This is a genomic window from Pseudomonas sp. P1_C12 (assembly GCF_056406435.1).
Map to the genome: position 1 here is coordinate 531,524 of NZ_JBFUAE010000001.1, position 23,360 is coordinate 554,883.

The 23,360-nt window shown below is 60.1% G+C and carries 20 protein-coding genes and 1 pseudogene; 13 read left to right on the plus strand and 8 right to left on the minus strand.

Going from position 1 to position 23,360, the window contains the following annotated elements:
- Nucleotides 1-274: 274 nt before the first annotated feature.
- The 9 genes from AC1D19_RS02360 to AC1D19_RS02400 all read left to right on the plus strand — a co-directional run bounded on the left by AC1D19_RS02360 (nucleotide 275) and on the right by AC1D19_RS02400 (nucleotide 11,263).
- Nucleotides 275-1,156, plus strand: a complete 882-nt coding sequence (locus AC1D19_RS02360; RefSeq protein WP_477762241.1) for an esterase/lipase family protein — start codon at nucleotides 275-277, stop codon at nucleotides 1,154-1,156.
- Nucleotides 1,157-1,262: 106 nt separating this feature from the next.
- Nucleotides 1,263-1,544, plus strand: coding sequence for a peptidylprolyl isomerase (locus AC1D19_RS02365; RefSeq protein WP_477756370.1), 282 nt, complete (start codon nucleotides 1,263-1,265; stop codon nucleotides 1,542-1,544).
- 135 nt (nucleotides 1,545-1,679) lie between these two features.
- Complete coding sequence (locus tag AC1D19_RS02370; RefSeq protein WP_477762242.1) at nucleotides 1,680-3,548, plus strand: extracellular solute-binding protein; 1,869 nt, start codon at nucleotides 1,680-1,682, stop codon at nucleotides 3,546-3,548.
- Nucleotides 3,548-4,609, plus strand: coding sequence for a microcin C ABC transporter permease YejB (locus AC1D19_RS02375; protein WP_477756408.1), 1,062 nt, complete (start codon nucleotides 3,548-3,550; stop codon nucleotides 4,607-4,609). The genes AC1D19_RS02370 and AC1D19_RS02375 overlap by 1 nt, the downstream gene beginning before the upstream one ends.
- Nucleotides 4,609-5,631: an ABC transporter permease gene (locus AC1D19_RS02380; protein WP_477762243.1), complete on the plus strand. Its 1,023-nt coding sequence runs from the start codon at nucleotides 4,609-4,611 to the stop codon at nucleotides 5,629-5,631. The genes AC1D19_RS02375 and AC1D19_RS02380 overlap by 1 nt, the downstream gene beginning before the upstream one ends.
- 41 nt (nucleotides 5,632-5,672) lie before the next feature.
- Entirely contained in the window at nucleotides 5,673-7,250 is a 1,578-nt protein-coding gene (locus AC1D19_RS02385) for an ABC transporter ATP-binding protein (protein ID WP_477759959.1), read from the plus strand.
- 140 nt (nucleotides 7,251-7,390) lie between these two features.
- A complete protein-coding gene (locus AC1D19_RS02390) occupies nucleotides 7,391-8,806 on the plus strand; it encodes a sigma-54 interaction domain-containing protein (protein WP_477762244.1) in 1,416 nt (471 codons plus the stop codon).
- Nucleotides 8,807-9,090: 284 nt separating this feature from the next.
- On the plus strand, nucleotides 9,091-10,482 hold the full coding sequence (locus AC1D19_RS02395; protein WP_150723644.1) for a GntP family permease: 1,392 nt from the start codon (nucleotides 9,091-9,093) through the stop codon (nucleotides 10,480-10,482).
- A gap of 7 nt (nucleotides 10,483-10,489) precedes the next feature.
- Entirely contained in the window at nucleotides 10,490-11,263 is a 774-nt protein-coding gene (locus tag AC1D19_RS02400; protein ID WP_477759958.1) for a 3-hydroxybutyrate dehydrogenase, read from the plus strand.
- A gap of 154 nt (nucleotides 11,264-11,417) precedes the next feature.
- On the opposite strand, the gene AC1D19_RS02405 is transcribed toward AC1D19_RS02400, so the two are convergent.
- From AC1D19_RS02405 to AC1D19_RS02415, 3 genes are all read right to left on the minus strand, one after another.
- The gene (locus AC1D19_RS02405) at nucleotides 11,418-12,200 is read right to left on the minus strand and encodes a DeoR/GlpR family DNA-binding transcription regulator (protein WP_477762245.1); all 783 of its coding nucleotides are present in this window, start codon (nucleotides 12,198-12,200) and stop codon (nucleotides 11,418-11,420) included.
- A gap of 298 nt (nucleotides 12,201-12,498) precedes the next feature.
- The gene (gene ppk2, locus AC1D19_RS02410) at nucleotides 12,499-13,317 is read right to left on the minus strand and encodes a polyphosphate kinase 2 (protein ID WP_477762246.1); all 819 of its coding nucleotides are present in this window, start codon (nucleotides 13,315-13,317) and stop codon (nucleotides 12,499-12,501) included.
- A gap of 58 nt (nucleotides 13,318-13,375) precedes the next feature.
- Nucleotides 13,376-15,097, minus strand: coding sequence for a SulP family inorganic anion transporter (locus tag AC1D19_RS02415; protein ID WP_477762247.1), 1,722 nt, complete (start codon nucleotides 15,095-15,097; stop codon nucleotides 13,376-13,378).
- Between the two features lie 324 nt (nucleotides 15,098-15,421).
- On the opposite strand from AC1D19_RS02415, the gene AC1D19_RS02420 reads away from it, so the two are divergent.
- A complete protein-coding gene (locus AC1D19_RS02420; RefSeq protein ID WP_223457641.1) occupies nucleotides 15,422-15,874 on the plus strand; it encodes a hypothetical protein in 453 nt (150 codons plus the stop codon).
- 246 nt (nucleotides 15,875-16,120) lie between these two features.
- Here AC1D19_RS02420 and AC1D19_RS02425 read toward each other — a convergent pair whose 3' ends face one another.
- Nucleotides 16,121-16,624, minus strand: a complete 504-nt coding sequence (locus AC1D19_RS02425; RefSeq protein ID WP_477762248.1) for a hypothetical protein — start codon at nucleotides 16,622-16,624, stop codon at nucleotides 16,121-16,123.
- Between the two features lie 120 nt (nucleotides 16,625-16,744).
- The gene (locus AC1D19_RS02430; RefSeq protein ID WP_108232172.1) at nucleotides 16,745-17,191 is read right to left on the minus strand and encodes an anti-virulence regulator CigR family protein; all 447 of its coding nucleotides are present in this window, start codon (nucleotides 17,189-17,191) and stop codon (nucleotides 16,745-16,747) included.
- A gap of 183 nt (nucleotides 17,192-17,374) precedes the next feature.
- On the opposite strand from AC1D19_RS02430, the pseudogene AC1D19_RS02435 reads away from it, so the two are divergent.
- The 3 genes and pseudogenes from AC1D19_RS02435 (at nucleotide 17,375) to AC1D19_RS02445 (ending at nucleotide 19,595) form a co-directional block, all read left to right on the plus strand.
- A pseudogene (locus AC1D19_RS02435) lies at nucleotides 17,375-18,080 on the plus strand (alpha/beta fold hydrolase).
- A 354-nt stretch (nucleotides 18,081-18,434) separates the two neighbouring features.
- Nucleotides 18,435-18,671 carry a hypothetical protein gene (locus AC1D19_RS02440; RefSeq protein WP_090456158.1) on the plus strand — a complete coding sequence of 79 codons (237 nt, stop codon included), beginning with the start codon at nucleotides 18,435-18,437 and terminating at the stop codon, nucleotides 18,669-18,671.
- Nucleotides 18,672-18,857: 186 nt separating this feature from the next.
- Entirely contained in the window at nucleotides 18,858-19,595 is a 738-nt protein-coding gene (locus AC1D19_RS02445; protein ID WP_477762249.1) for a hypothetical protein, read from the plus strand.
- A 33-nt stretch (nucleotides 19,596-19,628) separates the two neighbouring features.
- On the opposite strand, the gene AC1D19_RS02450 is transcribed toward AC1D19_RS02445, so the two are convergent.
- From AC1D19_RS02450 to AC1D19_RS02460, 3 genes are all read right to left on the minus strand, one after another.
- Nucleotides 19,629-20,432 carry a hypothetical protein gene (locus AC1D19_RS02450; RefSeq protein WP_477762250.1) on the minus strand — a complete coding sequence of 268 codons (804 nt, stop codon included), beginning with the start codon at nucleotides 20,430-20,432 and terminating at the stop codon, nucleotides 19,629-19,631.
- A 636-nt stretch (nucleotides 20,433-21,068) separates the two neighbouring features.
- On the minus strand, nucleotides 21,069-21,617 hold the full coding sequence (locus AC1D19_RS02455; RefSeq protein ID WP_046042404.1) for a cupin domain-containing protein: 549 nt from the start codon (nucleotides 21,615-21,617) through the stop codon (nucleotides 21,069-21,071).
- A gap of 418 nt (nucleotides 21,618-22,035) precedes the next feature.
- Complete coding sequence (locus tag AC1D19_RS02460) at nucleotides 22,036-23,319, minus strand: NAD(P)/FAD-dependent oxidoreductase (protein WP_477762251.1); 1,284 nt, start codon at nucleotides 23,317-23,319, stop codon at nucleotides 22,036-22,038.
- Between the last annotated feature and the right edge of the window lie 41 nt (nucleotides 23,320-23,360).

Consider the following 23,360-nt stretch of genomic DNA (forward strand, 5'->3'; position numbering starts at 1 on the left):
ACCTCACGGCAAACAGCCGCGATGTCGGCCTCTCACCCCGGCTCACTCGGAAAATCGATACATACGAAGTAGGTCTTTGATCAGCAGCAACCTGATTGCCGTGAAAAGTCATCAATTTATTCCGACTAAGGCCTCAGCCGCTCTTGAGCATTCGCACTTGTTCTATTCCGCTTTCCGCAAGTTTCGGCGGACTTTTCATACATCGCGCCAACCACGAGTGTTTTAGAGTGAAACGCCATGCAGTCCCAACGAACTTCTGTGCAAAGGTATGAACATGCAAAGGAATGCAAGCACTTGTTATCCAATACTGCTGGCCCACGGCCTTTTCGGCTTCGAAAGAATCGGCAAATTCGAACTCTTTCACGACATCAGGCAGGCGCTGAGGAACGCCGGAGCAAGGGTGTTCGTCCCCTACTTGTCGGCCACCCATGACAACGAGGTACGCGGTGACCAATTGCTCACGCAGATCGAGCGGGTACTTGAAGGAACCGGTGCACGCAAAGTCAACCTCATAGGTCATGGCCAGGGCGCACTGACCGCACGTTATGCCGCAGCGATTGCGCCACACAGCGTGGCGTCGGTGACCTCCGTCAGCGGGCCGAATCATGGCTCGGAACTGGCCGATTTCCTGCGCAAGGCATTGACACCAGGCAGTCTGCCGGAACAGGTGGCCGAGACGGTGGTGACCCTGTTCGCCGACTTCCTGGCAGCATTAAGCGATAATCAGTACCAACCGAAAAACGCCATTGCGGCCCTCAATGCGCTGACCACCGAAGGCGTAGGCGCATTCAACGACAAATACCCGCAAGGGCTGCCCACCATCTGGGGTGGCAAGGGGCGCGAACGGGTCAACGGTGTGCGTTACTACTCGTGGAGCGGCGTGCTGCAGTCGAATGTACTCGAAGCAGGGCTCAATGCGTTCGATCCGCTCAACGCGTTCTGCCGGGCCCTTTCCGGTTATTTCGTCACGGAAAGCGAGCAGAACGACGGGTTGGTCGGTCGCTTCAGTTCCCATCTGGGTACGGTTATCCGCTCCGACTATGCGCTGGATCATCTGGACACCATTGGTCAACCGACCGGCCAGTTGCGCACAGGTGTCGACCCAATCGAACTGTATGTCCAGCATGCCAAACGCTTGAGAGACGCTGGCCTTTGAGGTGCCACCTGCCGTGATCCCGTGTGGAACGGAACTTTGAGGAGAAATAGCTCACGGAATCCGGTAGGCTCAGCGCTTTATCGAATATTGAAAGGAGAATTTTTCCATGGCTAAAGCCACTGCCCGTCACATCCTTGTTGCCTCGCAAGAAAAGTGCAACGAACTCAAGGCCCAAATCGAGGCTGGCACCGATTTCGCTGAAGTTGCCAAGGCAAACTCCACTTGCCCTTCCAGCCGCCAGGGCGGTGACCTGGGTTCGTTCGGCCCGGGCCAGATGGTCAAGGAATTCGACACCGTGGTTTTCAGCGCACCAATCAACGTGGTTCAGGGCCCGGTCAAGACCCAGTTCGGTTTCCACCTGCTGGAAGTGACCAGCCGCCAGGACTGATCGACGCTTGAGTTATTCTCACAACGGCCCGCCTTTTGGTGGGCCGTTGTGTTTCAGGTGCGTAATTCGGCTGGCGAGGGACGCGCCGCTAGCGTACAAATTGTCGTTAACGACCACCCGGCTCCAAGGCTGACAATGCGACTGGCTTTCCCTACCTTGTTATTCACTGCCGTGACCCTGCTGATGGCTGCCGCGGGTGTGAATGCAGCACCGCAATCGGCAATGACCGTGTACGGCGAACCGGCGAAATACCCTGCCGGCTTCAGTCATTTCGCCTACACCAACCCGCAGGCCCCCAAGGGCGGCACGATGCGGCGCTCGGCGATCGAAATCGGTCAGTTCGACCACGTTTTGCCTTACATCGACAAAGGCATCGGCGTCACACAGATCGACGGTTTGCTCTATTCACCACTGGCCCAACGTTCACTGGACGAGCCTTACACCGTGTACGGTCTGGTGGCAGAGAAGATGGAGCGCTCCGAGGACGGCCTGTCCTTGCGCTTTTACCTCAACCCCAAGGCGCGTTTTGCCGATGGCAAACCGATTACCGCCTCAGACGTGCGTTACACCTTCGACCTGCTGATGACCCAGGGCAGCCTGCGTTACCGCACCCAGTTCGCCGACGTCAAAAGCGTCGAAGTGGAATCGCCACTGACCGTGCGCTTTGATTTCAAGAACAACGAAAATCGCACCCTGCCCCTGGATATCGCGACCTTGCCGGTGTTTCCCGAACACTGGTGGAAGAGCCGCGATTTCGCCGGTGGCGGCGGCTATGAAGCGCCGTTGGGCAGCGGCCCCTATAAAGTCGGCAAGATCGATTCCGGACGCAGCATCACCTTCGAGCGCAATCCCGATTGGTGGGGCAAGGACCTGCCGGTCAGTCGTGGCCTGTACAACTTCGATCACTTCAGCATCGAGTACTTCGGCGATACCGACGTGGCGCGCCAGGTCCTGCGCGGCGGCGCCTTTGACTACAACCGGGAATTTTCCGCCACCGGCTATTCCATCGGCTACGACAGCCCGGCCCTGAGCGACGGTCGCCTGCAAAAGGCCCACCTCGCCACCGAGGCACCGCAGCCGGCCCAGGGTTTTGTGTTCAATCTGCAAAAGCCCATGTTCCAGGACCGTCGCGTGCGCCAGGCGCTGGTGATGTTGTGGGACTTCGAGTGGAGCAACCGGCAGATGATGCGTGACATGTACATCCGTCAGCAGAGCTTCTTTTCCAACACCGACCTCGCGGCCCGGCAACTGCCGGATGCCGGTGAGCTGGCGATTCTCGAACCGCTGCGCGGGCAGATTCCCGACGAAGTCTTCACCCAGGTGTTCGAAGCACCGAAGACCGATGGCAGCGGCGTGATTCGCGACAAGCAGCTGCAAGCCCTGGACTTGCTCGAACAGGCCGGCTGGAAACCCGTTGGCGACCAACTGGTCAATGCCGACGGCGAGCCGCTGAGCTTCACCTTCCTGGTCAGTCAGAACGGCATGGACCGCCTGCTGCTGCCCTATAAGCGCACCTTGAAACAGATCGGCATCGACCTGAACATCCGCCGCATCGACTCGTCCCAGTACGTCAATCGCCTGATGAACCGCGACTACGACATGATCGTCACCGGCTACCCGGTCACCACCTCTCCGGGAAACGAACTGCTCAATTATTTCGGCTCGGCGGCAGCCACCGACCCTGGTTCCAACAACTACATGGTGTTGAAGAACCCGGCGGTGGACACGCTGATCACCGGGCTGATCCGCGCCAATACCCAGGCTGACATGCTGCATTACGCCCATGCCCTGGATCGGGTGCTGCAATGGAATTACTACTGGATTCCCAACTATTACCCGCCGGGCACCTCGACGGTGTGGTGGAACCGCTTTGGCATCCCGAACGTGCAGGCGAGCAATGACGAAGCCATCGAGAGCTGGTGGGAGATGAGCACCACGCCATTGACCAACCAACAGATGACGGCCGAGCGTATCAGCCGTGGCAAACCCGGAGGGCCGCACTGATGTGGGCTTACATATTGCGGCGCCTGCTGCTGATCATTCCGACGCTGGTGATCATTCTCCTGGTCAATTTTGTCATCGTCCAGGCAGCGCCGGGCGGGCCGGTCGAACAGGCCATCGCACACCTGCAAGGCATTGGCGGCGCCGCAGTCGGCGGCGGTTCCGGCGAAGCCATGAGTGGCAAGTCCCGGGCCAGTCGCGGGCTCGATCCGCAGCTGATCAAGGACATTGAAAAACAGTACGGCTTCGATAAACCGGCACACGAACGCCTCTGGCTGATGCTCACCAGCTACGCGCGCCTGGACTTCGGCAAGAGCTTCTTCCGCGGTGCCACCGTCACCGACCTGATCCTCGAAAAAATGCCCGTGACCATTTCCCTCGGGCTTTGGGCGACACTGATCACCTATCTGGTGTCGATTCCCCTGGGCATCCGCAAGGCCGTGCACCATGGCAGCCAGTTCGACATCTGGAGCAGTACCGCGATCATCATCGGCTATGCCATGCCGGCGTTCCTGTTTGCGATGTTCCTGATTGTGGTCTTTGCCGGTGGCACTTCGCTGAACTGGTTCCCGGTTCGCGGGCTGGTCTCGGACAACTTCGAATCGCTGTCGACCATAGGCAAAGTGGCCGACTACTTCTGGCATCTGGTGTTGCCGGTGACTGCGCTGGTGATCGGCGGTTTCGCCACGCTGACCATCCTGACCAAGAACTCGTTCCTCAATGAAATCACCCGCCAGTACGTGGTCACCGCCCGGGCCAAGGGTTTGAGTGAACGGCGGGTACTGTATGGACACGTATTCCGCAACGCCATGCTGCTGGTGGTGTCGGGCATTCCCCAGGCCTTTATCAGTGTATTTTTTGCCGGTTCCCTGCTGATCGAAGTGATCTTCTCCCTCGACGGCCTGGGCCGCATGAGCTACGAAGCGGCGGTATCCCGGGACTATCCGGTGGTGTTCGGTTCGCTGTTCATCTTCACCCTGTTCGGCCTTTTGATAAAACTGGTCGGCGACCTCTGCTACACCCTGGTCGACCCGCGTATCGACTTTGCCGCGAGGAACGCCTGATGCTCAAGCTTTCACCGCTGGCGCGTCGGCGCTTCGAGCGCTTCAAGAGAAACCGCCGGGGCTGGTGGTCGCTCTGGCTGTTTGTCGGCCTGTTCCTGATGACCCTGGGCGGCGAACTGATCGCCAACGACAGACCGCTGATGGTCAGCTATCAAGGCCAGTGGTACTTCCCGGTCTTCAAGCGCCACACCGAACTGGAGTTCGGCGGGCATCTGCCGTTCCAGGCCGACTACCGCAGCGACTACGTGCAGAAGTTGATCAAGAAGGACGGTGGCTGGTTGCTGTTTCCGCCGATTCCGTTCAGTGACGACACGCCCAACTATGACCTGGATAAACCCGCCCCCAGCCCGCCCTCCAGCGTCAATTGGCTGGGCACCGACGACCAGGCACGGGACGTTCTGGCCCGGGTGATCTTCGGTGCCCGGGTGTCGATCCTGTTTGCCTTGATGCTGACCTTTGTCAGTGCCCTGATCGGCATCGCGGCCGGGGCCCTGCAAGGCTATTACGGCGGCTGGGTGGATTTGCTCGGCCAGCGCCTGCTGGAGGTGTGGTCCGGGTTGCCGGTGCTGTATCTGCTGATCATCCTGTCGGGCTTCGTCGAGCCGAATTTCTGGTGGCTGCTGGGGATCATGGCGCTGTTTTCATGGCTGGCCCTGGTGGACGTGGTGCGCGCCGAGTTCCTGCGCGGGCGCAACCTGGAGTACGTCAAGGCCGCGCGCGCGCTGGGCCTGACTGACCGCAAAGTCATCGTGCGGCACATTCTGCCCAACGCCATGAACGCGACCTTGAGCTACTTGCCGTTCATTCTCACCGGGGCGATTTCCACCCTGACGGCGCTGGACTTCCTCGGCTTCGGCATGCCTGCGGGCAGCGCTTCCCTGGGCGAACTGATCGGCCAGGGCAAGCAGAACCTGCAAGCGCCGTGGTTGGGCCTGACGGCGTTCTTCACTTTGGCGCTGATTCTTTCTTTACTGGTGTTCATTGGCGAAGCGCTGCGCGACGCTTTTGATCCGCGATCTTGATCCGCGATCTTGATGCACGCTCTTGAAAACGGAATGTTGATATGACCAACCTGATCGAAATCCGTGACCTCAGCGTGGCCTTCAGCGGCCAGACCGTGGTGCGCAATCTGTGCCTGGACATCCGCCCCGGCGAATGCCTGGCGCTGGTGGGTGAATCGGGCTCGGGCAAGTCGGTGACGGCCCACTCGATCCTGCAACTGCTGCCACAAACCGATACCGAGACGACGGGCAGCATCCGCTATCGCGGCCAGGAACTGGTGGGCGCCGATGCCGGCAAGTTGCGAAAACTGCGCGGCAATCGCATCGCGATGATCTTCCAGGAGCCGATGACCTCCCTCAACCCGCTGCACAGCATCGAAAAGCAGATCGGCGAAACGCTGCTGGTGCACAAAGGCCTGGCGGGCAAGGCGGCGCAAGAGCGGATTCTTGAATTGCTGCATCTGGTGGGCATCCAGAAACCCGAGGAACGCCTCAAGGCCTATCCCCATCAATTGTCCGGCGGGCAGCGCCAGCGGGTGATGATCGCCATGGCCCTGGCGTGCGAACCGGAACTGCTGATCGCCGACGAACCGACCACTGCGCTGGATGTGACAGTGCAGCGCAAGATCCTGTTGCTGCTCAAATCCCTGCAACAGCGACTGGGCATGTCGCTGCTGCTGATCAGCCATGACCTCAATCTGGTACGCAGCATCGCCCAGCGCGTGTGCGTGATGAAGGCCGGGGAAATCGTCGAGCAGGCGCCTTGCGAAGTCCTTTTCACCGAACCGAAGCACCCTTACAGCTGCGTATTGCTGCACGCCGAACCCGAGGGCGAAGCCTTGCCCCGGGACGAGCGCGAAAACGTACTGGAGGTGGACAACCTGCAGGTGCGGTTTCCCGTCGGTGGCGGCCTGTTTCAACGCAAGACCTGGCTGCGCGCGGTCGATGGTATCAGCCTGAATATTCAGCGCGGCAAAACCCTGGGCATCGTCGGTGAGTCCGGTTCCGGCAAGTCCACGCTCGGTCAGGCGATTCTGCGTTTGCTCGACTCCGAAGGCAGCATCCGCTTTCAGGGCCAGGCGCTGGACGACCTGACGCAAAAACAGCTGCGACCGTGGCGCAAGAAAATGCAGGTGGTGTTCCAGGACCCCTTCGGCAGCCTCAGCCCAAGGATGTCCGTGGCGCAAATCATCAGCGAAGGCCTGGAAGTGCACAGCCAGTTGAGCACTGAAGAGTGCAATGCCGAAGTGATCCGGGCACTGAGCGAAGTCGGGCTGGACCCGCAAAGTCGCCATCGCTATCCCCACGAGTTCTCCGGGGGGCAACGCCAGCGCATCGCCATCGCCCGGGCGCTGGTGCTGAAGCCGGCGCTGATCCTGCTCGACGAACCGACCTCGGCGCTCGACCGCACGGTACAGAAACAAGTGGTCGCCCTGCTCCGCCAGCTTCAGGAAAAACACGGTTTGACCTACCTGTTCATCAGCCATGACCTGGCGGTGGTGCGCGCCCTGGCCCACGACATGATCGTGATCAAGGATGGCAAAGTGGTGGAGCGCGGCGCCAGCCATGAGGTGTTTGACTCACCTCAGCATCCGTACACCAAGGAGCTGTTGGCGGCGGCGATGCTTGGGCAGGCATAATCCTGACTCTGGACCGAGTCGCAGCCTTCGCTGGCAAGCCAGCTCCTACAGTTGATCTGTGTCGTTCACAAATCCCCTGTAGGAGCTGGCTTGCCAGCGAAGAGGCCAGCACAGCCAACACATCATCAGGACCAACACCCATGAACACCACCGAAAGCCTCAAGGACTACCAGCGCGTTCGCTTGCTGGCGATCCGCTCGTTGTTCGAGATCATCGAGCAGTCGAGCGAGGGCACGGTGATTGTCGATCGCGACGCCAACATCGTCTGGATGAATGAACGCTACGCCCGGCGCTTCGGCCTGCAATCGGCGGAAATTGCAATCGGCAAGCCCTGCGAAAGCGTGATCCCCGGCAGCCTGTTGCGTGAAGTGGTGCGCAGCGGCCGGCCGATTTTGCTGGATATGCAAGACACCCCCAAAGAGCCGCTGGTGGTCATGCGCCTGCCGATTCATGACGATGCCGGCGTGGTGATCGGTGCCATTGGTTTCGCCCTGTTCGACGAATTGCGCAGCCTGTCGCCGATGCTCAAGCGCTACATGAGCATGCAGGAAGAACTGGCCTCCACCCGCTCGCTGCTGCGGGCGCGGCAGACCAAATACAACTTCGCCCATTTCATCGGCACCAGCACCGCCAGCCTGGAAGTCAAACGCCGCGCCCGGCGCAGTGCGAGTACCGAATCGCCGGTGCTGTTGCTTGGTGAAACCGGCACCGGCAAGGAGTTGCTGGCCCAGGCGATCCACAATGCCTCGCCCCGTGCACACAAGGCGTTTGTCAGTGTCAACAGCGCGGCGATTCCCGAATCGCTGCTGGAGGCCGAATTCTTCGGCACAGCCCCTGGCGCATTTACCGGTGCCGACCGCAAGGGCCGCGCCGGCAAATTGCAGATTGCCCAGGGCGGAACGCTGTTCCTCGATGAAATCGGCGACATGCCGTTGCCCCTGCAAAGCAAACTACTGCGAGTATTGCAGGAAAAGGAATTCGAGCCGGTGGGCTCCAACGAAGTGATCCAGAGCGATGTGCGGGTGATCGCCGCGACCTCGACCGACCTGGAAGCGGCCATCAAGCGCGGCGAATTCCGCGCCGACTTGTACTACCGCCTCAATGTGCTGCCGATCCAGGTTCCACCCCTGCGCGACCGCCTGGATGACGTGCCGGCGCTCAGTGAAGCCATTCTTGAGGAACTGCGCAGCCAGCATGAGTTGCACCACGAGGCCCTGGAACTGTTGGGGCAACACGCCTGGCCGGGGAACATCCGGGAGCTGCGCAATGTGCTGGAGCGGGCCGCACTGCTCAGTGATGACTTGCGCCTGACGGCGGCGGACATCCGCGCGGCGATTGGTACGTTCACCCAGGTGGAGCGCGTGGCGCCCTTGACCATCGAACCGCTTGCCCATGAGACGTTCAGTGCGGCGCGGGAGCGATTTGACCGGCAATTGATTGAGTCCACCCTCGCGCAATGCGGGGGCAAGGTGATTGATGCCGCGGCGCGGCTGGGGCTGGGTCGGTCGACGTTGTACAAGAAAATGGTGGCACTGGGGATTGCAGAGTCTCCTTAACGAGATACAAATCTCTGTTTGTAGAAAGCATTTTCAAGATCAAAAGATCGCAGCCTTCGGCAGCTCTTACAGGGTTTTTCGCGTTTCCCTGTAGGAGCTGCCGAAGGCTGCGATCTTTTCAGGCACAAAAAGTCTCAATAAATAGACAAGCACGCCACAAACCCATCTTAAAATTAATTTATATCCTTATATTTCAACAACTTAAACATCTGGCACAAAACTCGCTATACGCCTCTCCTACCAGGCTTCACCCAACAAAAATAACAACCCAGGAGAGACACACGATGAGTGTGATCATTGCCTTGGCAGCCCTCGCGCTGCTGATGCTGGCTGCCTACCGTGGCTACAGCGTTATCCTTTTTGCCCCGATTGCCGCCCTCGGCGCTGTCCTGCTGACTGACCCGTCTGCCGTCGCCCCCGCTTTCACCGGGGTGTTCATGGAAAAAATGGTCGGTTTCATCAAACTGTATTTCCCGGTATTCCTGCTCGGCGCGGTGTTCGGCAAGCTGATCGAACTGTCCGGTTTCTCGCGCTCCATCGTCGCGGCGGCGATTCGCCTGCTCGGCACCCGCCAGGCGATGCTGGTGATCGTGCTGGTCTGCGCCCTGCTGACCTACGGCGGTGTGTCGTTGTTTGTGGTGGTGTTCGCGGTCTATCCGTTTGCCGCTGAAATGTTCCGCCAGAGCAACATCCCCAAGCGGCTGATCCCGGCGACCATTGCCCTGGGCGCCTTCTCGTTTACCATGGACGCCCTGCCCGGCACGCCACAAATCCAGAACATCATCCCCAGCACCTTCTTCAACACCACCGCGTGGGCGGCGCCGTGGCTGGGGGTGATCGGCACAATCTTCGTGTTCTGTGCCGGCATGCTGTTTCTCCAGCGTCAGCGCAACAAGGCCCAGCGTGCCGGTGAAGGCTATGGTTCTGACCTGCGTAACGAACCGGAAACCGCCGCCGACCTCAAGCTGCCCAACCCGTGGCTGGCGCTGTCGCCACTGCTGGCGGTGGGCATCATGAACCTGCTGTTCACCCACTGGATTCCGCAGGTGTACGGCAAGACCCACAGCCTCGCGCTGCCAGGCATGGCCGCGCCAGTGACCACGGAAATCGCCAAGCTCACGGCGATCTGGGCGGTCCAGGCAGCCTTGCTGGTCGGCATCCTCATGGTGCTGGCGTTCGGCTACAAGGCGATCAGCCGCAAGCTCGCCGAAGGCAGTAAAAGTGCAGTCAGCGGTGCCTTGCTGGCGGCGATGAACACCGCCTCGGAATACGGTTTCGGCGCGGTGATCGCGTCTTTGCCGGGCTTTCTGGTGCTGGCCGACTGGCTCAAGAGCATCCCCAACCCACTGGTCAACGAAGCGATTACCGTGACCCTGCTGGCCGGCATCACCGGTTCCGCCTCGGGTGGCATGAGCATCGCGCTGGCGGCGATGTCCGAGCAGTTCATCAGCGCCGCCCACGCGGCGAACATTCCGCTGGAAGTGCTGCACCGGGTCGCCGCCATGGCCAGCGGTGGCATGGACACCCTGCCGCACAACGGCGCCGTCATTACCCTGCTGGCGGTCACCGGGCTGACCCACCGCGAAGCTTACAAAGACATTTTCTGTATTACGCTGATCAAGACCCTGGCGGTTTTCGTAGTGATCGGCACCTTCTACGCCACTGGCATTGTGTGAGGTATTCATGACGACTCTTTCGGGCAAGACCGCACTGGTCACCGGTTCCACCAGCGGCATCGGCCTGGGGATAGCCCTCAGCCTGGCCAAGGCCGGGGCCAACCTGATCCTCAACGGCTTTGGCGATGCATCCAAGGTGATTGCCGAAGTCGAACAGTTCGGCGGCAAGGTCGGCCATCACCCGGCCGATGTCAGCGATCCGGCTCAAATTGCCGACATGATCGCCTACGCCGAGCGCGAGTTTGGCGGCGTCGACATTCTGGTCAACAACGCTGGCATTCAACACGTGGCAGCGGTGGATGAGTTCCCGGTGGAGCGCTGGGATTCGATCATCGCCATCAACCTGTCGTCGGTGTTCCACAGCACCCGTTTGAGCCTGCCGGGCATGCGCGCCAAGGGCTGGGGCCGGGTGATCAACATTGCTTCGGTACATGGCCTGGTCGGCTCGGTGGGCAAGTCAGCCTATGTCGCCGCCAAGCACGGGGTGATCGGCTTGACCAAAGTGGTCGCGCTGGAAACCGCGACCACCCAGGTCACCTGCAACGCGATCTGCCCAGGCTGGGTATTGACGCCACTGGTGCAGAAGCAAATTGATGATCGTGCCGCCAGAGGGGTTGATCCGCAGCAGGCGCAACACGATTTGCTCGCAGAAAAGCAGCCATCGCTGGAATTCGTGACACCGCCGCAACTGGGTGAACTGGTGCTGTTTTTGTGCAGCGAAGCCGGCAGCCAGGTGCGGGGCGCGGCATGGAATGTTGATGGTGGGTGGTTGGCGCAGTGACCATCTGCTAGACCGCGTTATCGTTCATCGCGAGCAAGCTCGCTCCCACAGGATTTGTACCGTTCCCAAATTCGGCGTCAAACACAAAACCTGTGGGAGCGGGCTTGCCCGCGAAGGGGCCGGAACATTCAATACACCTGCCAGCAAAAAACGCTCAAGCCTGCACCACCTCGATCCCCAACGCCCGGTAGTCCTCGACATTGCCTGACGCCACATGCCGTTCGGTGATCAACGTGTGCACACGGTTACAAGGCGCGACGACAAAGGGCTCCACCGCACCGAGCTTGTCCGCGGTGGTGACGGCAATCACATGGGAAGCACCGTCGAGCATCGCCTGTTTCACCGGCACTTCATCGAAGTGCAGTGAGCTTAAACCCACCTGCGGGTGTATCGCGCACACCCCGGTAAACAACAGGTCGGCCTTGATGCCCGCCAGCAGCCTCAGCGTTTCGTGGCCGCCGGCCGACATCGTCGCCGGGTTGAGCTGGCCGCCGGCCAGGATCACCTTGATGCCTTGGTATTCAGACAAGGTAATGGCCGTCATCGGCGACGCGGTGATCGCGGTGATGGCGATGTCCGCCGGCAGCGAACGCGCAATCTGCAAGGTGGTGGTGCCGGAATCGAACACCACGATCTGACCGTCCTGCACCCGTCGCGCGGCCAGTTGCGCCAGATGGGTTTTCACCTCGTCGGTTTCGCTGATCCGGGTGAAATAGTCCTTGCCCGTATCCTTGGGCCGCGGCAACGCCCCGCCGTGCACCCGTTGCACCAGGCCGGCGCTGGCCAGCTCCGCCAGATCGCGGCGGATGGTGTCTTCGGATACCGCGAAATGCTGGCTCAACTCCGAGGCCATGACCTTGCCGTCACGTTCGAGGATCAACAGGATTTTTTGTCGGCGCACCGATGGAAGTTCGGCAGCAGAATGGTTGTCGTGCATGTTTTTGCTCGTTTATGCATGTAACTGCGTGTTACACGAGAGTATCTGCAACCCGGAGCAAAAACAACGAACCGGCCAAGTATCATTTTTTTCGATCTTTCAAATCATTACAGCGAATTTTTTATTTTTCTGTGACCTGTTCAAGATGGCGCCGTCACTCATGTTTTGGATGGAAACTTCATGAATATCAATTTTGCCTTTGCGTGCATGATCGTGGTCTCGTTTACGATTGCGCTGGTTCACGCCTGATGGCCTGCAGCAGGAGCCGGCCTGGGCTGGCTCCTGCCCGATGCAACGATCAGAATTTTTCCTGAATGTACTTGTATGGATAGTTCGGCTCCCGGTAGTTACCGGGGTCTTGCCGTTTGGGCAGTTTCACTTTTGCCCGCGGTACTTCCTCGTAAGGAACGCTTTTCAGCACATCGCTGATGATGTTCAGCCGCGCCCGCCGCTTGTCATTGGAGTTGGCGACCCGCCAAGGGGCGAATTTGGTGTCGGTGTACTTGAACATGTCGTCCCGGGCACGGGAGTAGTCGTACCAACGGTTGTAGGACTTGAGGTCCATGGGTGACAGCTTCCAGATTTTGCGCCCGTCGGTGATACGTGCCTTGAGGCGACGGGTCTGTTCCTCCTCGCTCACTTCAAGCCAGTACTTGATCAGGATGATTCCCGATTCGACCAGTGCCTGTTCGACGCGCGGCGCCACGGTGAGAAACGTGCGCACCTGCTCTTCGCTGCAAAATCCCATGACCCGCTCGACCCCGGCGCGGTTGTACCAGCTGCGATCGAAGATCACCACTTCACCGGCCGCCGGCATGTGCGGCAGATAACGTTGCAAATACATCTGGCTTTTTTCCCGGTCGGTCGGTGCCGGCAACGCCATCACCCGGAACACTCGCGGACTGACCCGTTCGGTCAGTGCCTTGATGCTCCCGCCCTTGCCGGCGCCATCACGGCCCTCGAAGATGATGCAAATCTTCGCGCCCGTGTGCTGCACCCACTCCTGCAGTTTGACCAGCTCGACATGCAGCTTCGCCAGTTCCTCGAGATACACCTTGTTCTTGAGCTTGTCGCCTTCGACCGGTTTGCTTTTCGGTGCAGCCTTCTTCTTTGCCATGCCCGTTACCTCCTTCAATGCGTCACACAGCGTCCGGAGTGCGCCCGGCCGCGTTCATTCAGCCTCGACTGCGCTGGTAATGTTCAACCGCCTGCTCCAGGTTCAGGAACATGCGCGCTTCACCCAGCGTACGACCCAACGGTGCCTTGGTGACCATGTCCCATACGCCAGGGCTCATGCCCACCAGCCACAGTGAAATGCCTTTTTCCCGCAGTTGCTGTTCCGCCCCGGTGAGCATTTTCAGGGCGGTGTACTCCAGGTCGAACACGCTGCGCAGGTCAAGAATCACCACGGCGGGCCTTGCATCTTCGATCAGGGGTCGCATCTTCATGCCGATGCGCTGGGCGTTGGCGAAAAAAATCCGCCCTTCAGGCCGAAGCAACAGCAGCCCGTCAAAGTGTTCGTCATCGAGGTGTTCGGCGGACTGCGGCCGATACACATTGGTGCCAGGCTTGCGCCCGAGGACATGCACGGGCGGGTCCGAGACCTGATAGGCCAGGGCCAGCAACGAGACGATAATCGCCACGACGATCCCTTGCAGCGTGCCCAGCAACATCACGCCGATCATGGCCACTACGGCCCAGGCAAATTCGGTACGGCGAACCGACAGGATCTCGCGAAATTCCGCCGGCTCGATCAGGCCCACCGAATACACAATCACCACGGCTGCGAGCGTGGCATTGGGCATCAGGCCAATCAGCGGCGCCAGCAGCAGGCAAGTACCCAAAGCCAGTGCTGCGGTGACCAGTGCGGCCAGTTGCGAACGGGCACCGGCCAAACGGTTCACCGCCGTTTGAGTGGTCCCGCCACCCGCGACCATTGCCCCGAGAAATGCGCCGCCGATGTTGGCAACGCCAGTGGCCAGCAGCTCCCGATTCGGCTGTGGCACGGGCTCGTCACTGCGGGCGAACGCGCGCCCCGCCGCGATGGTTTCGGTGAAGCTCATCAGCGCGATGCCCATCGCCGAAGGCCACAGGGTTTCGGCCAACGACCATACCGGCAGGGTCGGCGCGGGCAATCCGATCGGCACCAGGCCGACGGCGGACACACCAAAGCTCTCCAGGCCAAACAGGCTCATGCCAATGATGCCCAGCGCCACCGCAATCAACGGTGCGGGCAGCCGCGGCGTAAAACGCTTCATGCCGACCAGCAGCAGTACCATGAACACACCGACCGCCACGGTGGGCAGCGAGGCATGACCGATGCTCTGAACCGTGGCCAGCAGATTGTGCAGGAAGCCACCTTTGTCGATGTGAGTACCGAGCAATTTGGGTAGCTGGTCGAGCACGATGACCACACCGATGCCGGCCTTGAAACCCACCAGTACCGGTTCAGAAATGAAATTGGCGACGAAGCCCAGGCGCAGCAACCCCGCGACGATCAGGATCGCGCCCACCATCAGGGCCAGCGTGGCGGAACCCGCGAGCAAGGTCGCCGCATCGCCGTCCGGGCTGATCTGGCCCAACGCGGAGCCAGCGAGAATGGCCAGGGTGGTCGTGGTGCTGACACTGAGCGGGCGCGAGGTACCGAGCACGGCATAGATCACCATTGGCACCAGCACCGTGTACAGCCCGACCTGCACCGGCAGGCCGGCAATCGTGGCGTACGCCAGCGCCTTGGGTATGACCACGGCCGCTGCCGTCAGCCCGGCGACCACATCGCCTCGCAGCCAGTCGGGCCGATAACTGCCGAGCCATTGCGGGATCAACAGGCTGCGCATGGTACCCCGCGGTGGAGTGCCTGGACTCCGCTCTTGCGGATGGCTGCCTTGTTGATTCATGAGTCACTCCAGTCGCCAATCGTCCCATGCGGATGATGAGTAGACTCAACTGACCGCACAATCCTTTAACTGCACGCGTAACCACTGCAAACCTTCATTGGGATCCAGGCGCGTGTGCCAGCAGGCAATCCGCGCAGGCTCGACCAGTTACAAATGTAGCCGGTTTGCACGGCTACGCCGCCATATGGCTGGCGAAGGGGACAGACGCCCCACCATCACCGGTCAAAAATGGAAAGCCTTATATGGACGACGTCATGAAAGCGATAAATGAGCTATACCGGCTAACTCCCCCCCATTGCAGTTCTTCAGCTCAGGAGTTTGGCAATGAAGCTCAAAACCTCACTGGCAGCACTCATGGTTGCGGCAAGCCTGTTTGGCTGCACCACTTCATCGACCCACGGCGTGAACGTTACCCTGGTCGCCACCCGGCAAAACGCCGGTCAGATCGGCACCGTCACGTTGACCGACTGGGACAAGAAAACCGGGCTCAGTTTCTTCGTCAGCGGTGTTCCAACCGGGGTTATCCTGCCCTTGCGTCTTTACTCTTTCATCAATAACGGTAGCTGCCAGCAACCCGGGTCAGTCGCCTACGCGATGAACGACACCGTCAACACCGAACGCCAAGCCGTACGCGGCTGGTCTTTTACCAGAACCGCGCCTGTGCCGTTGCAGACGTTGCTTGACGGCAAGTATTCGGTGGTCGTGCGCACGGCAGCGACCGATGGCAACGTCGATATTTTTTGCGGGGATATCAAGCCTGAAGTGCCAGCGAAATAGCCGCGACCCTTTCAGGCCGGCCCTCGGTACCGCTCGTGCCACCGGTTGTCCGGTGCGAGCGGTGGCGTCTGGTGAGTGCAAATGGGGCCGGTAGAAGCTGCGGTCACGAACCTGTCATTACTCATTGATAACGTCCTGGCGCTTTTGCGTGTCCGTGTAATGTCCGGCGATCAAATTCCAGTTGCAAAAAACCCGCCTTTCAGCGGGTTATGGGCTTTTCAGAAACTGATGTCTACAACCGCGAACTCAATGGGATTTTTTCGAGGTCGACAGTCCGGCTTTACTCAAGCCTTTGGTGTTGTGATCACCTGGCGTCGAAGCCGAAATAGCCCTGGCCTTGGAGATGCCGCGAGTATCCTTGGAATGGGCGAGGCCTGAGGTCGTGGTGCCATGACCGTTGTCATCGTTGCGCTCACTACCGTAGTGGTTCCCGCTCAGGCCATGGTCGCGCACGGATTTGCCAGCATGGTCGCTGTCCAGCCCGTTGCCGCGGCCGTTACTGCCAGAGTGGCCTGTACCGGCGTGTCCGCCACCCATACCGCCGCCGTGGCCTGCGCCGTTTCCGCCACCATTTCCGCCGCCGTTTCCACCGCCGCCACCGCCGCCGTTTCCGCCGCCACCGCCACCGCCACCGCCGTCCTTCGCGTATGCGGAACCCATGATCGACAGGCCATCAGGGAGTAACGGGGCGGCTGCAAGCATCATGGCGCATGACATTACAGCAACGAGACTCTTGTTTTTAAAAAGCATGATTGCTTCCGTAGGAGGTTGATATCGCGTGACGTATGACGCGATATCCCTCCAACAGTTCAAGCACTACGACAGACGGCTGGAGCACCTTGAGTCAGCGGGAAGACTACCTTCCACACTTTAATCAAACGCACCGTCGAGAATTTCATAGACAAGCCCGGTGGCCAGCGCAACTAGGATCAGATCCGTGCCGACTTGCTGCCATTCGTAGCCATCATAGTGGGGCAGCCGGCCGACCAGTCGGCCATCCAGTTTTTTCGCAATGCCGGGTGGAAGCGGCTTGCCTCGGGCAAGGTTCTTTTGAATACCCGGTGGCAGGTCAGGCCCGGGGCTCCAGTAGCCCGTATTCACGCCAATGATCTCGAGCACGCTACCACGGTTGATGCTCGGGCCGTTGCTCCAGTCCCCGCCGCCGGAATTCTTGTTCTTGTTGCCATGACCACCCTGGTTGCCATGATTGACCTTCCCGTTGCCCTGTCCGTTACCGGGATCGGCCAGCGCCGTCACCGAGCCGCTGATCAGGGTCAAACAGGTAATCGCTGCAATCAATGATCGAGACTTGTACATGAGTCGTTCCTTCGTGGTGGGGAAGATTCTCTGAAATTTAGACGCTATTGACGGTGTTGGTTCCATCAAGTCACCAACCGCCAAACCGTCTACGCTCATCCGATCGAAGCCTTGCAAGCGTTTGCCGAAGGATGGGGCTTGTCGATTATATGCATCTCACTGCGCCTCCCTGGAGACATCGCCATGATCCGCCCGCTGCTGAGCGCCCTCACCCTGCTTGCCCTGAGCGTCGCCGCCCACGCCGATGTCACGCCGTTCCCGGCGTCTTTCCACACCCAGGACATCCCCGTCGACGGCGTCACGATGCACGTTCGCGTCGGCGGCAAGGGGCCGGCGGTGGTGCTGTTGCATGGATTTGGTGACACCGGCGACATGTGGGCACCGCTGGCGGCCGATCTGGCGCGGGACCACACCGTGGTGGTGCCGGACCTGCGCGGCATGGGCTTGTCATCGATCCCGCAAAGCGGCTACGACAAGAAGACTCAGGCGGCCGATATCCGTGGCGTGTTGAGCGTGCTGAAGATCGAGCACTCGGTGGTCGTCGGTCACGACATCGGCACCATGGTCGCCTTCGCCTATGCCTCGCGCTACCCGGAGCGCACCGACCGTCTGGTGGTGATGGATGCACCGGTGCCGGGCATTCCACCGTGGAACGACATGCAGCATTCGTCAGGACGCCGTGGACAACGAGGCGTCGATGGCCAAAAAGCTGAGCATGCCGGTGCTGGCGGTCGGGGGTGAGAAATCCTTCGGCGCCAATGAAGCCATCGTGATGCGCAATGCAGCGGACAAGGTGACGGAAGTGGTGATTCCTGGGGCGGGGCATTGGCTGATGGAGGAAGCGCCGACGCAGACGATTGCGGCGATTCGCGGGTTTATCGAGAAGTGACGTCGCGACCAGCGAGCTATTGAGCCGGACGCCCAAAAGCAGCGCAGGCACTCCTCTGTCGTGGTGAGGGAGCTTGCTACAGGCACAACTCTAATACCTTGTATGGAATTCCATTCGGTAAGTGCCCATTCGGCCCGAGATACTCGCCGCAACCTTCTTCGATGTGAATCCACGCTTGATACGTCGCAGATACTTCAACGCGTGGCGCTGTTTCCCGATTGTTACCTCAGCGCCGCAGTTGTCACTTCTGCGCCGTCGAACTGGCCAATAGAGTATGGCCGTCGGTGTGGAACAGGGTCGTCGACTTGTCGGCCCGCGCTGGCACCGATCCCCCCATCACGGAAGAGGTGAATCATGAGTTTCGTCAAAGTGGAAAAAAACCAGAGCAGCGCCCCGTCGGATGCCGACATGAAAAAAGCCATGGTCGAGTCGGGCGGCAAGCCGGGCGAGGTCACCGGGACCAATGCCGCCCGCACCCTGACCTACACCGGTGTGGTCAATCACACGGTGTATGAGAACAAGCTGATCGAGATCGCCAAGGGCAAACGCACCAGCTGGAACTTCGTCTGGGCCGATGCCCGGGCCGCCTGAGTTCAAGACGGGGCGGCCGATCGGCTGCCCCGCTCAGCCCCTGACACAACCCCGATACCCGCTTGTAACACCAAGACACTTAGCCGCCCTGCCCCTCGCCCCTAGAGTGAAGCCATCAATGGACTGCGGCGCCAAGCGCCAGCAGCCCATTGTTTGCCCAACACACCACCAAGGAAGAGGGAAACCATGAGCAAATCAATCGCTGTCAGCCAACAGAGCCAGCAGCTTCACAATGATGTGCAAGAAGCCGTCAAGTCGATCATGGGTGCAACGCAACTGAAGGCGGCAGATTACGGCCGGGTACTGAGGTCGGCCCTGGCGGCCTCGCAAAAAACCGTCACCATCGAAATCGCCGCCGGCGACCTGACGCTGCTGAAGAAGTCCGGCTACAAGCTGTGCTTTGCCAAGAAGGTGGGTGACGCCGACTACAACGTGGTCTGGCAGTCCTATGACGCTTACCTGAGCAACAACGAGTTCAGCTGGACGCCACAGTATCAGCTGTTCGCCTCCAACGTGTTCAAGGACAACGTGCAAGTCAAAGTCTCGACCAACGTCGTCAACATTGGCCTGGGGCAAACCTCGACACTTGATGAAAGCGGCCTGCTGAGCCAGGCGGTAACCGGTGGCCCGGACATTTCCCTGACTTTCGTGAACGACTACGCGCCGATTCATCCGGGGGTCAACCAATTGTCCACCGGCATCGATGGCACTCAGGTCAGTACGCCAATCTACGTGGCCGTAAACCAGGTCGTCACCGGCAATACCGTGCTGACGCCGGTGGAAACCATCCTCGTGTGGTTCGAACAGAACGTACAGACCAGCACCATGTTCAGTACCTCACGCTCCAAGGCGATCGAAATCGACCTGACGTTCGATAACACCGCAGATCGCCTTTACGAAGGCGGTCAGTGGAAAACCGTGTAACCGTCATGCCAGGGCAACCTTGTGGTTGCCCTTTCACTCCTCTTTGCCCGCCGTGGTGAAGTAGCCCGTCAGCGAGCGACAGATCGACTGCGCGAGGTCCTCCTGGGTGGCGATGCCATAGGGTCGATCACGATCGAACTGCGCCGACCAGCGAATCCGCCCCTGCGCCACATCCACCAGGCGCAATGACGCTCGCACCCGCGAAGGCTCGACCCGCACGCTGCCCTCCAGGCAATAACTGTAACGCCCGCCACGCTTGAAGTCCGGTACCGGCTCGCTGTTGCGTGCCACCCGCATCAACACATGATTGGTCCCGGTCTGCGCCTGCTCGAACGACTCGAACAGTCGGCAGCTCAACTCCTCGCACAAGCCCCGGGTAAAGTCATTGCCATCGCGGGTGAGGCAGGTAAACGGCTGGATCTGGACCACAGGATGGCGAGTGCCGACGCCCTTGGGCCGCAGCCGCTGATAGGTCAAGCGATAACACCCGGGTGGAATGCTGAAGCGCACCGGGTCCTGCTGGCCGTTGCCGGCGTAATGCGCTGCGAGCTTGCGCCGCAAGCGCCCCACCTGCACTCGCACCACCGGATCGTCGCCCGTGCAATACACTGCCGGGTCACGACGAAACACCTCGATGCCGATGGCGTGTTCGGTCAGCGGCGTTTTGCAAGCCTGAAGGTCGTGCTCGACCAGAAAGCGCAACAGACTGCCCATGCGCCTGGACTTGGCAAACAACGGGCTGACCAGCAACAACGCCAGCACCCGCTCGATTTCTTCCCGATCGAGCGGCTCGGGAACCCCCGCCGCAGTCGAATCGGCCATGCTTTTGATCACCATCGCCTGCCTCCGTGCAGGTTGCCGACAGGAATGGATGTCGCACTCCGTGATAACCCTTGCAGCGTGAGCAGGAATGGGGCTCGGGCACTGCAACGACCAAGCGTAGCAGCCGTGTTGATATCGGCAGGCAATTGCGATGGTAGCAACCCGCCATCCGACGAACGTTCAATCTTGACGTCTGAAAAATTTTTAGGACTTGTCCCTTTGTGGCGAGGATGCTTGTCGGATCGCCGCACCGTCCCGCTGGGCTGCGAAGCGGCCCTGATCCTTTGTAACTCATTTCCTCAGACACACCGCAGTGCCCGGTTTTACGGCGGCAGAGCCGCCGAACGGGACGGTGCGGCGATCCGACAAGCATCCTCGCCACAGGGCCATTTGGGGCCTACAGGACGGTTGCAGCCGTCGAAGTCGATGCCTAATGTGCGCCCGTCGCTGACTTGAATTGGCGACAGGGTTTCGCAGCCCTGTAGTTTGAGGTGATTGAGCAGCGGGGATTTGAAGTGTCCAAGTCGCAATAAGCAAATTCCAGTCGTAAAAAACCCGCATTAATGCGGGTTTCTATCGCCTGATCCTGGTGGGTTCTGTCTGGAGGAACCGATTGCTCGGTCTGACAAAGCGTCACCGGGACAAACTCTATTAGAAGTTGGCCGGGGTGTTGGCACTGATGATTTCCGCCTCATCCGCCCCGATATTGCGAAATCTGTGCGGCAAGGTCGTCGGGAAGTAATAGCCGTCCCCGGCGTTCAGCACACTCACCTGGCCATCCACGGTCAATTCCACCGTGCCGCGTGTCACCAACCCGCACTCTTCGCCTTCGGAATGCACGATCGGCTCTTCACCGGAACTGGCGCCCGGCGCGTATTGCTCGCGCAGCAAGCGCATCTGCCGGCTCGGCACGGACGCGCCGATCAGCAGCAGGCGCAGGCCATGCCGGCCGAGGTCGGGCTGTTCGTTGGCGCGGAAGACGTACTGGTGTTCGCGAGGTGGCTGATCGAAGGTGAAGAAGTCGGCCAGGGACATGGGGATGCCCTCCAGCAATTTCTTCAGGGAGCTGACGGAAGGACTGACCCGATTCTGTTCGATCAGGGAGATGGTTGCATTGGTGACGCCGCTACGCCGGGCCAGCTCGCGCTGGGACATTTTGTAGCTTTCGCGTACTAGTTTGAGTCGTGAGCCCGTGTCCATGACAGCCTTATGTGCCAACCCGTAGGAGCGAGCTTGCTCGCGATTGCGATCTGACCTTCATCATTGATGTCGACTGAATCAACGCCATCGTCGGATCGCCGCCCGGAGCAAGCTCGCTCCTACAGGGATAATGGAAGGGTGGAGTGCAGGCGCGGATCACGCCGTTTTCCGGTCCCGGAAACGTGAAAGGCGGCTATTAAATCACGTTTGTTCGTAATGCTCAGCAGGTTCGATAAACGGCAGAAAAAAACGACCTGTAGGAGCTAGCCTGCTCGCGATGGCGGTGTGTCAGGCGACATCAATTTTGGCTGATATGGCCTCATCGCTAGCAAGCTAGCTCCTACAGGGGGGCTGCAGTGTTTCAGGTGTTAAAAAGCCGGCAGCACCCTTTGGGCAGAAGCCACCGGCGAGGTAAAGCTTAGATGCCGAAACGGTCGCGCAGCGAGTAGTACACGGCGCCGAGGGCGGTCAACGGCGCCGAGAAGGTGCGCCCGCCGATCATTGGCATGTGCGGCAAGGATGCAAACGCGTCGAAGCGCTCGGCGTCGCCACGGATCATTTCCGAGATCAGTTTGCCGGCCAGGTGCGAACAGGTAACGCCGTGGCCGCTATAGCCCTGCATGTAGTAGGCGTTCTTCTCGATACGGCCGAATTGCGGCATGCGCGACATGGTCAGCAGGAAGTTGCCGGTCCAGCGGTAGTCGATCTTCACGTCCTTCAATTGCGGGAAGGTCTTGAGGATTTTCGGGCGGATCAGTTGTTCGATGTCGTCCGGCTCGCGCGCACCGTAGACCACGCCACCGCCGTACAGCAGGCGGTTGTCAGCGGTCAGGCGGTAGTAGTCGAGCAGGTAGTTGCAGTCTTCGACACAGTAGTTGTTCTTGATCAGGCTGCGGGCCTGCTTTTCCGACAACGGCTCGGTGACGACGATCTGCGAACCGCACGGCATGCTCTTGCTGGTCACGCGGTTGTCCAGACCCTGCGGCAGGTAGGCGTTACCGGCGATCAGCAGGTACTTGGCCTTGACCACGCCTTTTGCAGTGCGCACGGTGATCGGCTCGCCGTAGGTGATTTCCACCGCCGCCGATTGCTCGTAGATCTTGCCGCCCAGGCCGATGATGGCCGAAGCCTCACCGAGTGCCAGGTTCAGCGGGTGAATGTGGCCGCCCTGCATGTCCAGCAGGCCGCCAACGTAGGCATCGGAACCGACTTCGCGCTTGATGTCGGCCGCGTCGAGCATTTTCAGGTTCTTGTTGCCGTAGCGTTCCCAGCTCTTCTTCTGCTCGGCCAGGCCATTGAGTTGCTTCTTGTTCATCGCCGCGAAGATACCGCCGGGACGGTAGTCGCACTGGATGTCGTAGTGCTGTATGCGCTGACGGATGATGTCGGCGCCTTCGAAAATCATGCTGCCGAGGATTTCGGCGGTCTTGTCGCCGTAGCGCTCTTCGATGACATCGACGTCGCGGCTATAGGAGTTGACCAGTTGGCCGCCATTGCGACCACTGGCGCCGAAGCCGACCTTGGCCGCTTCGAGCACGGTCACGCTGTAGCCCGCTTCGGCGAGGAACAGCGCCGAGGACAGGCCGGTGTAGCCGGCGCCGATCACGCAGACGTCGCAGTCCACCGCCCCTTCCAGCACCGGGAAATCGCCGGTGAAGTTGCGGGTGGCGGCGTAGTAGCTGTTTACATGTGTCTGTTTCATAAAATTCTCCGATGGCCGCTGCAAGTTGCCGGCGACCGCCG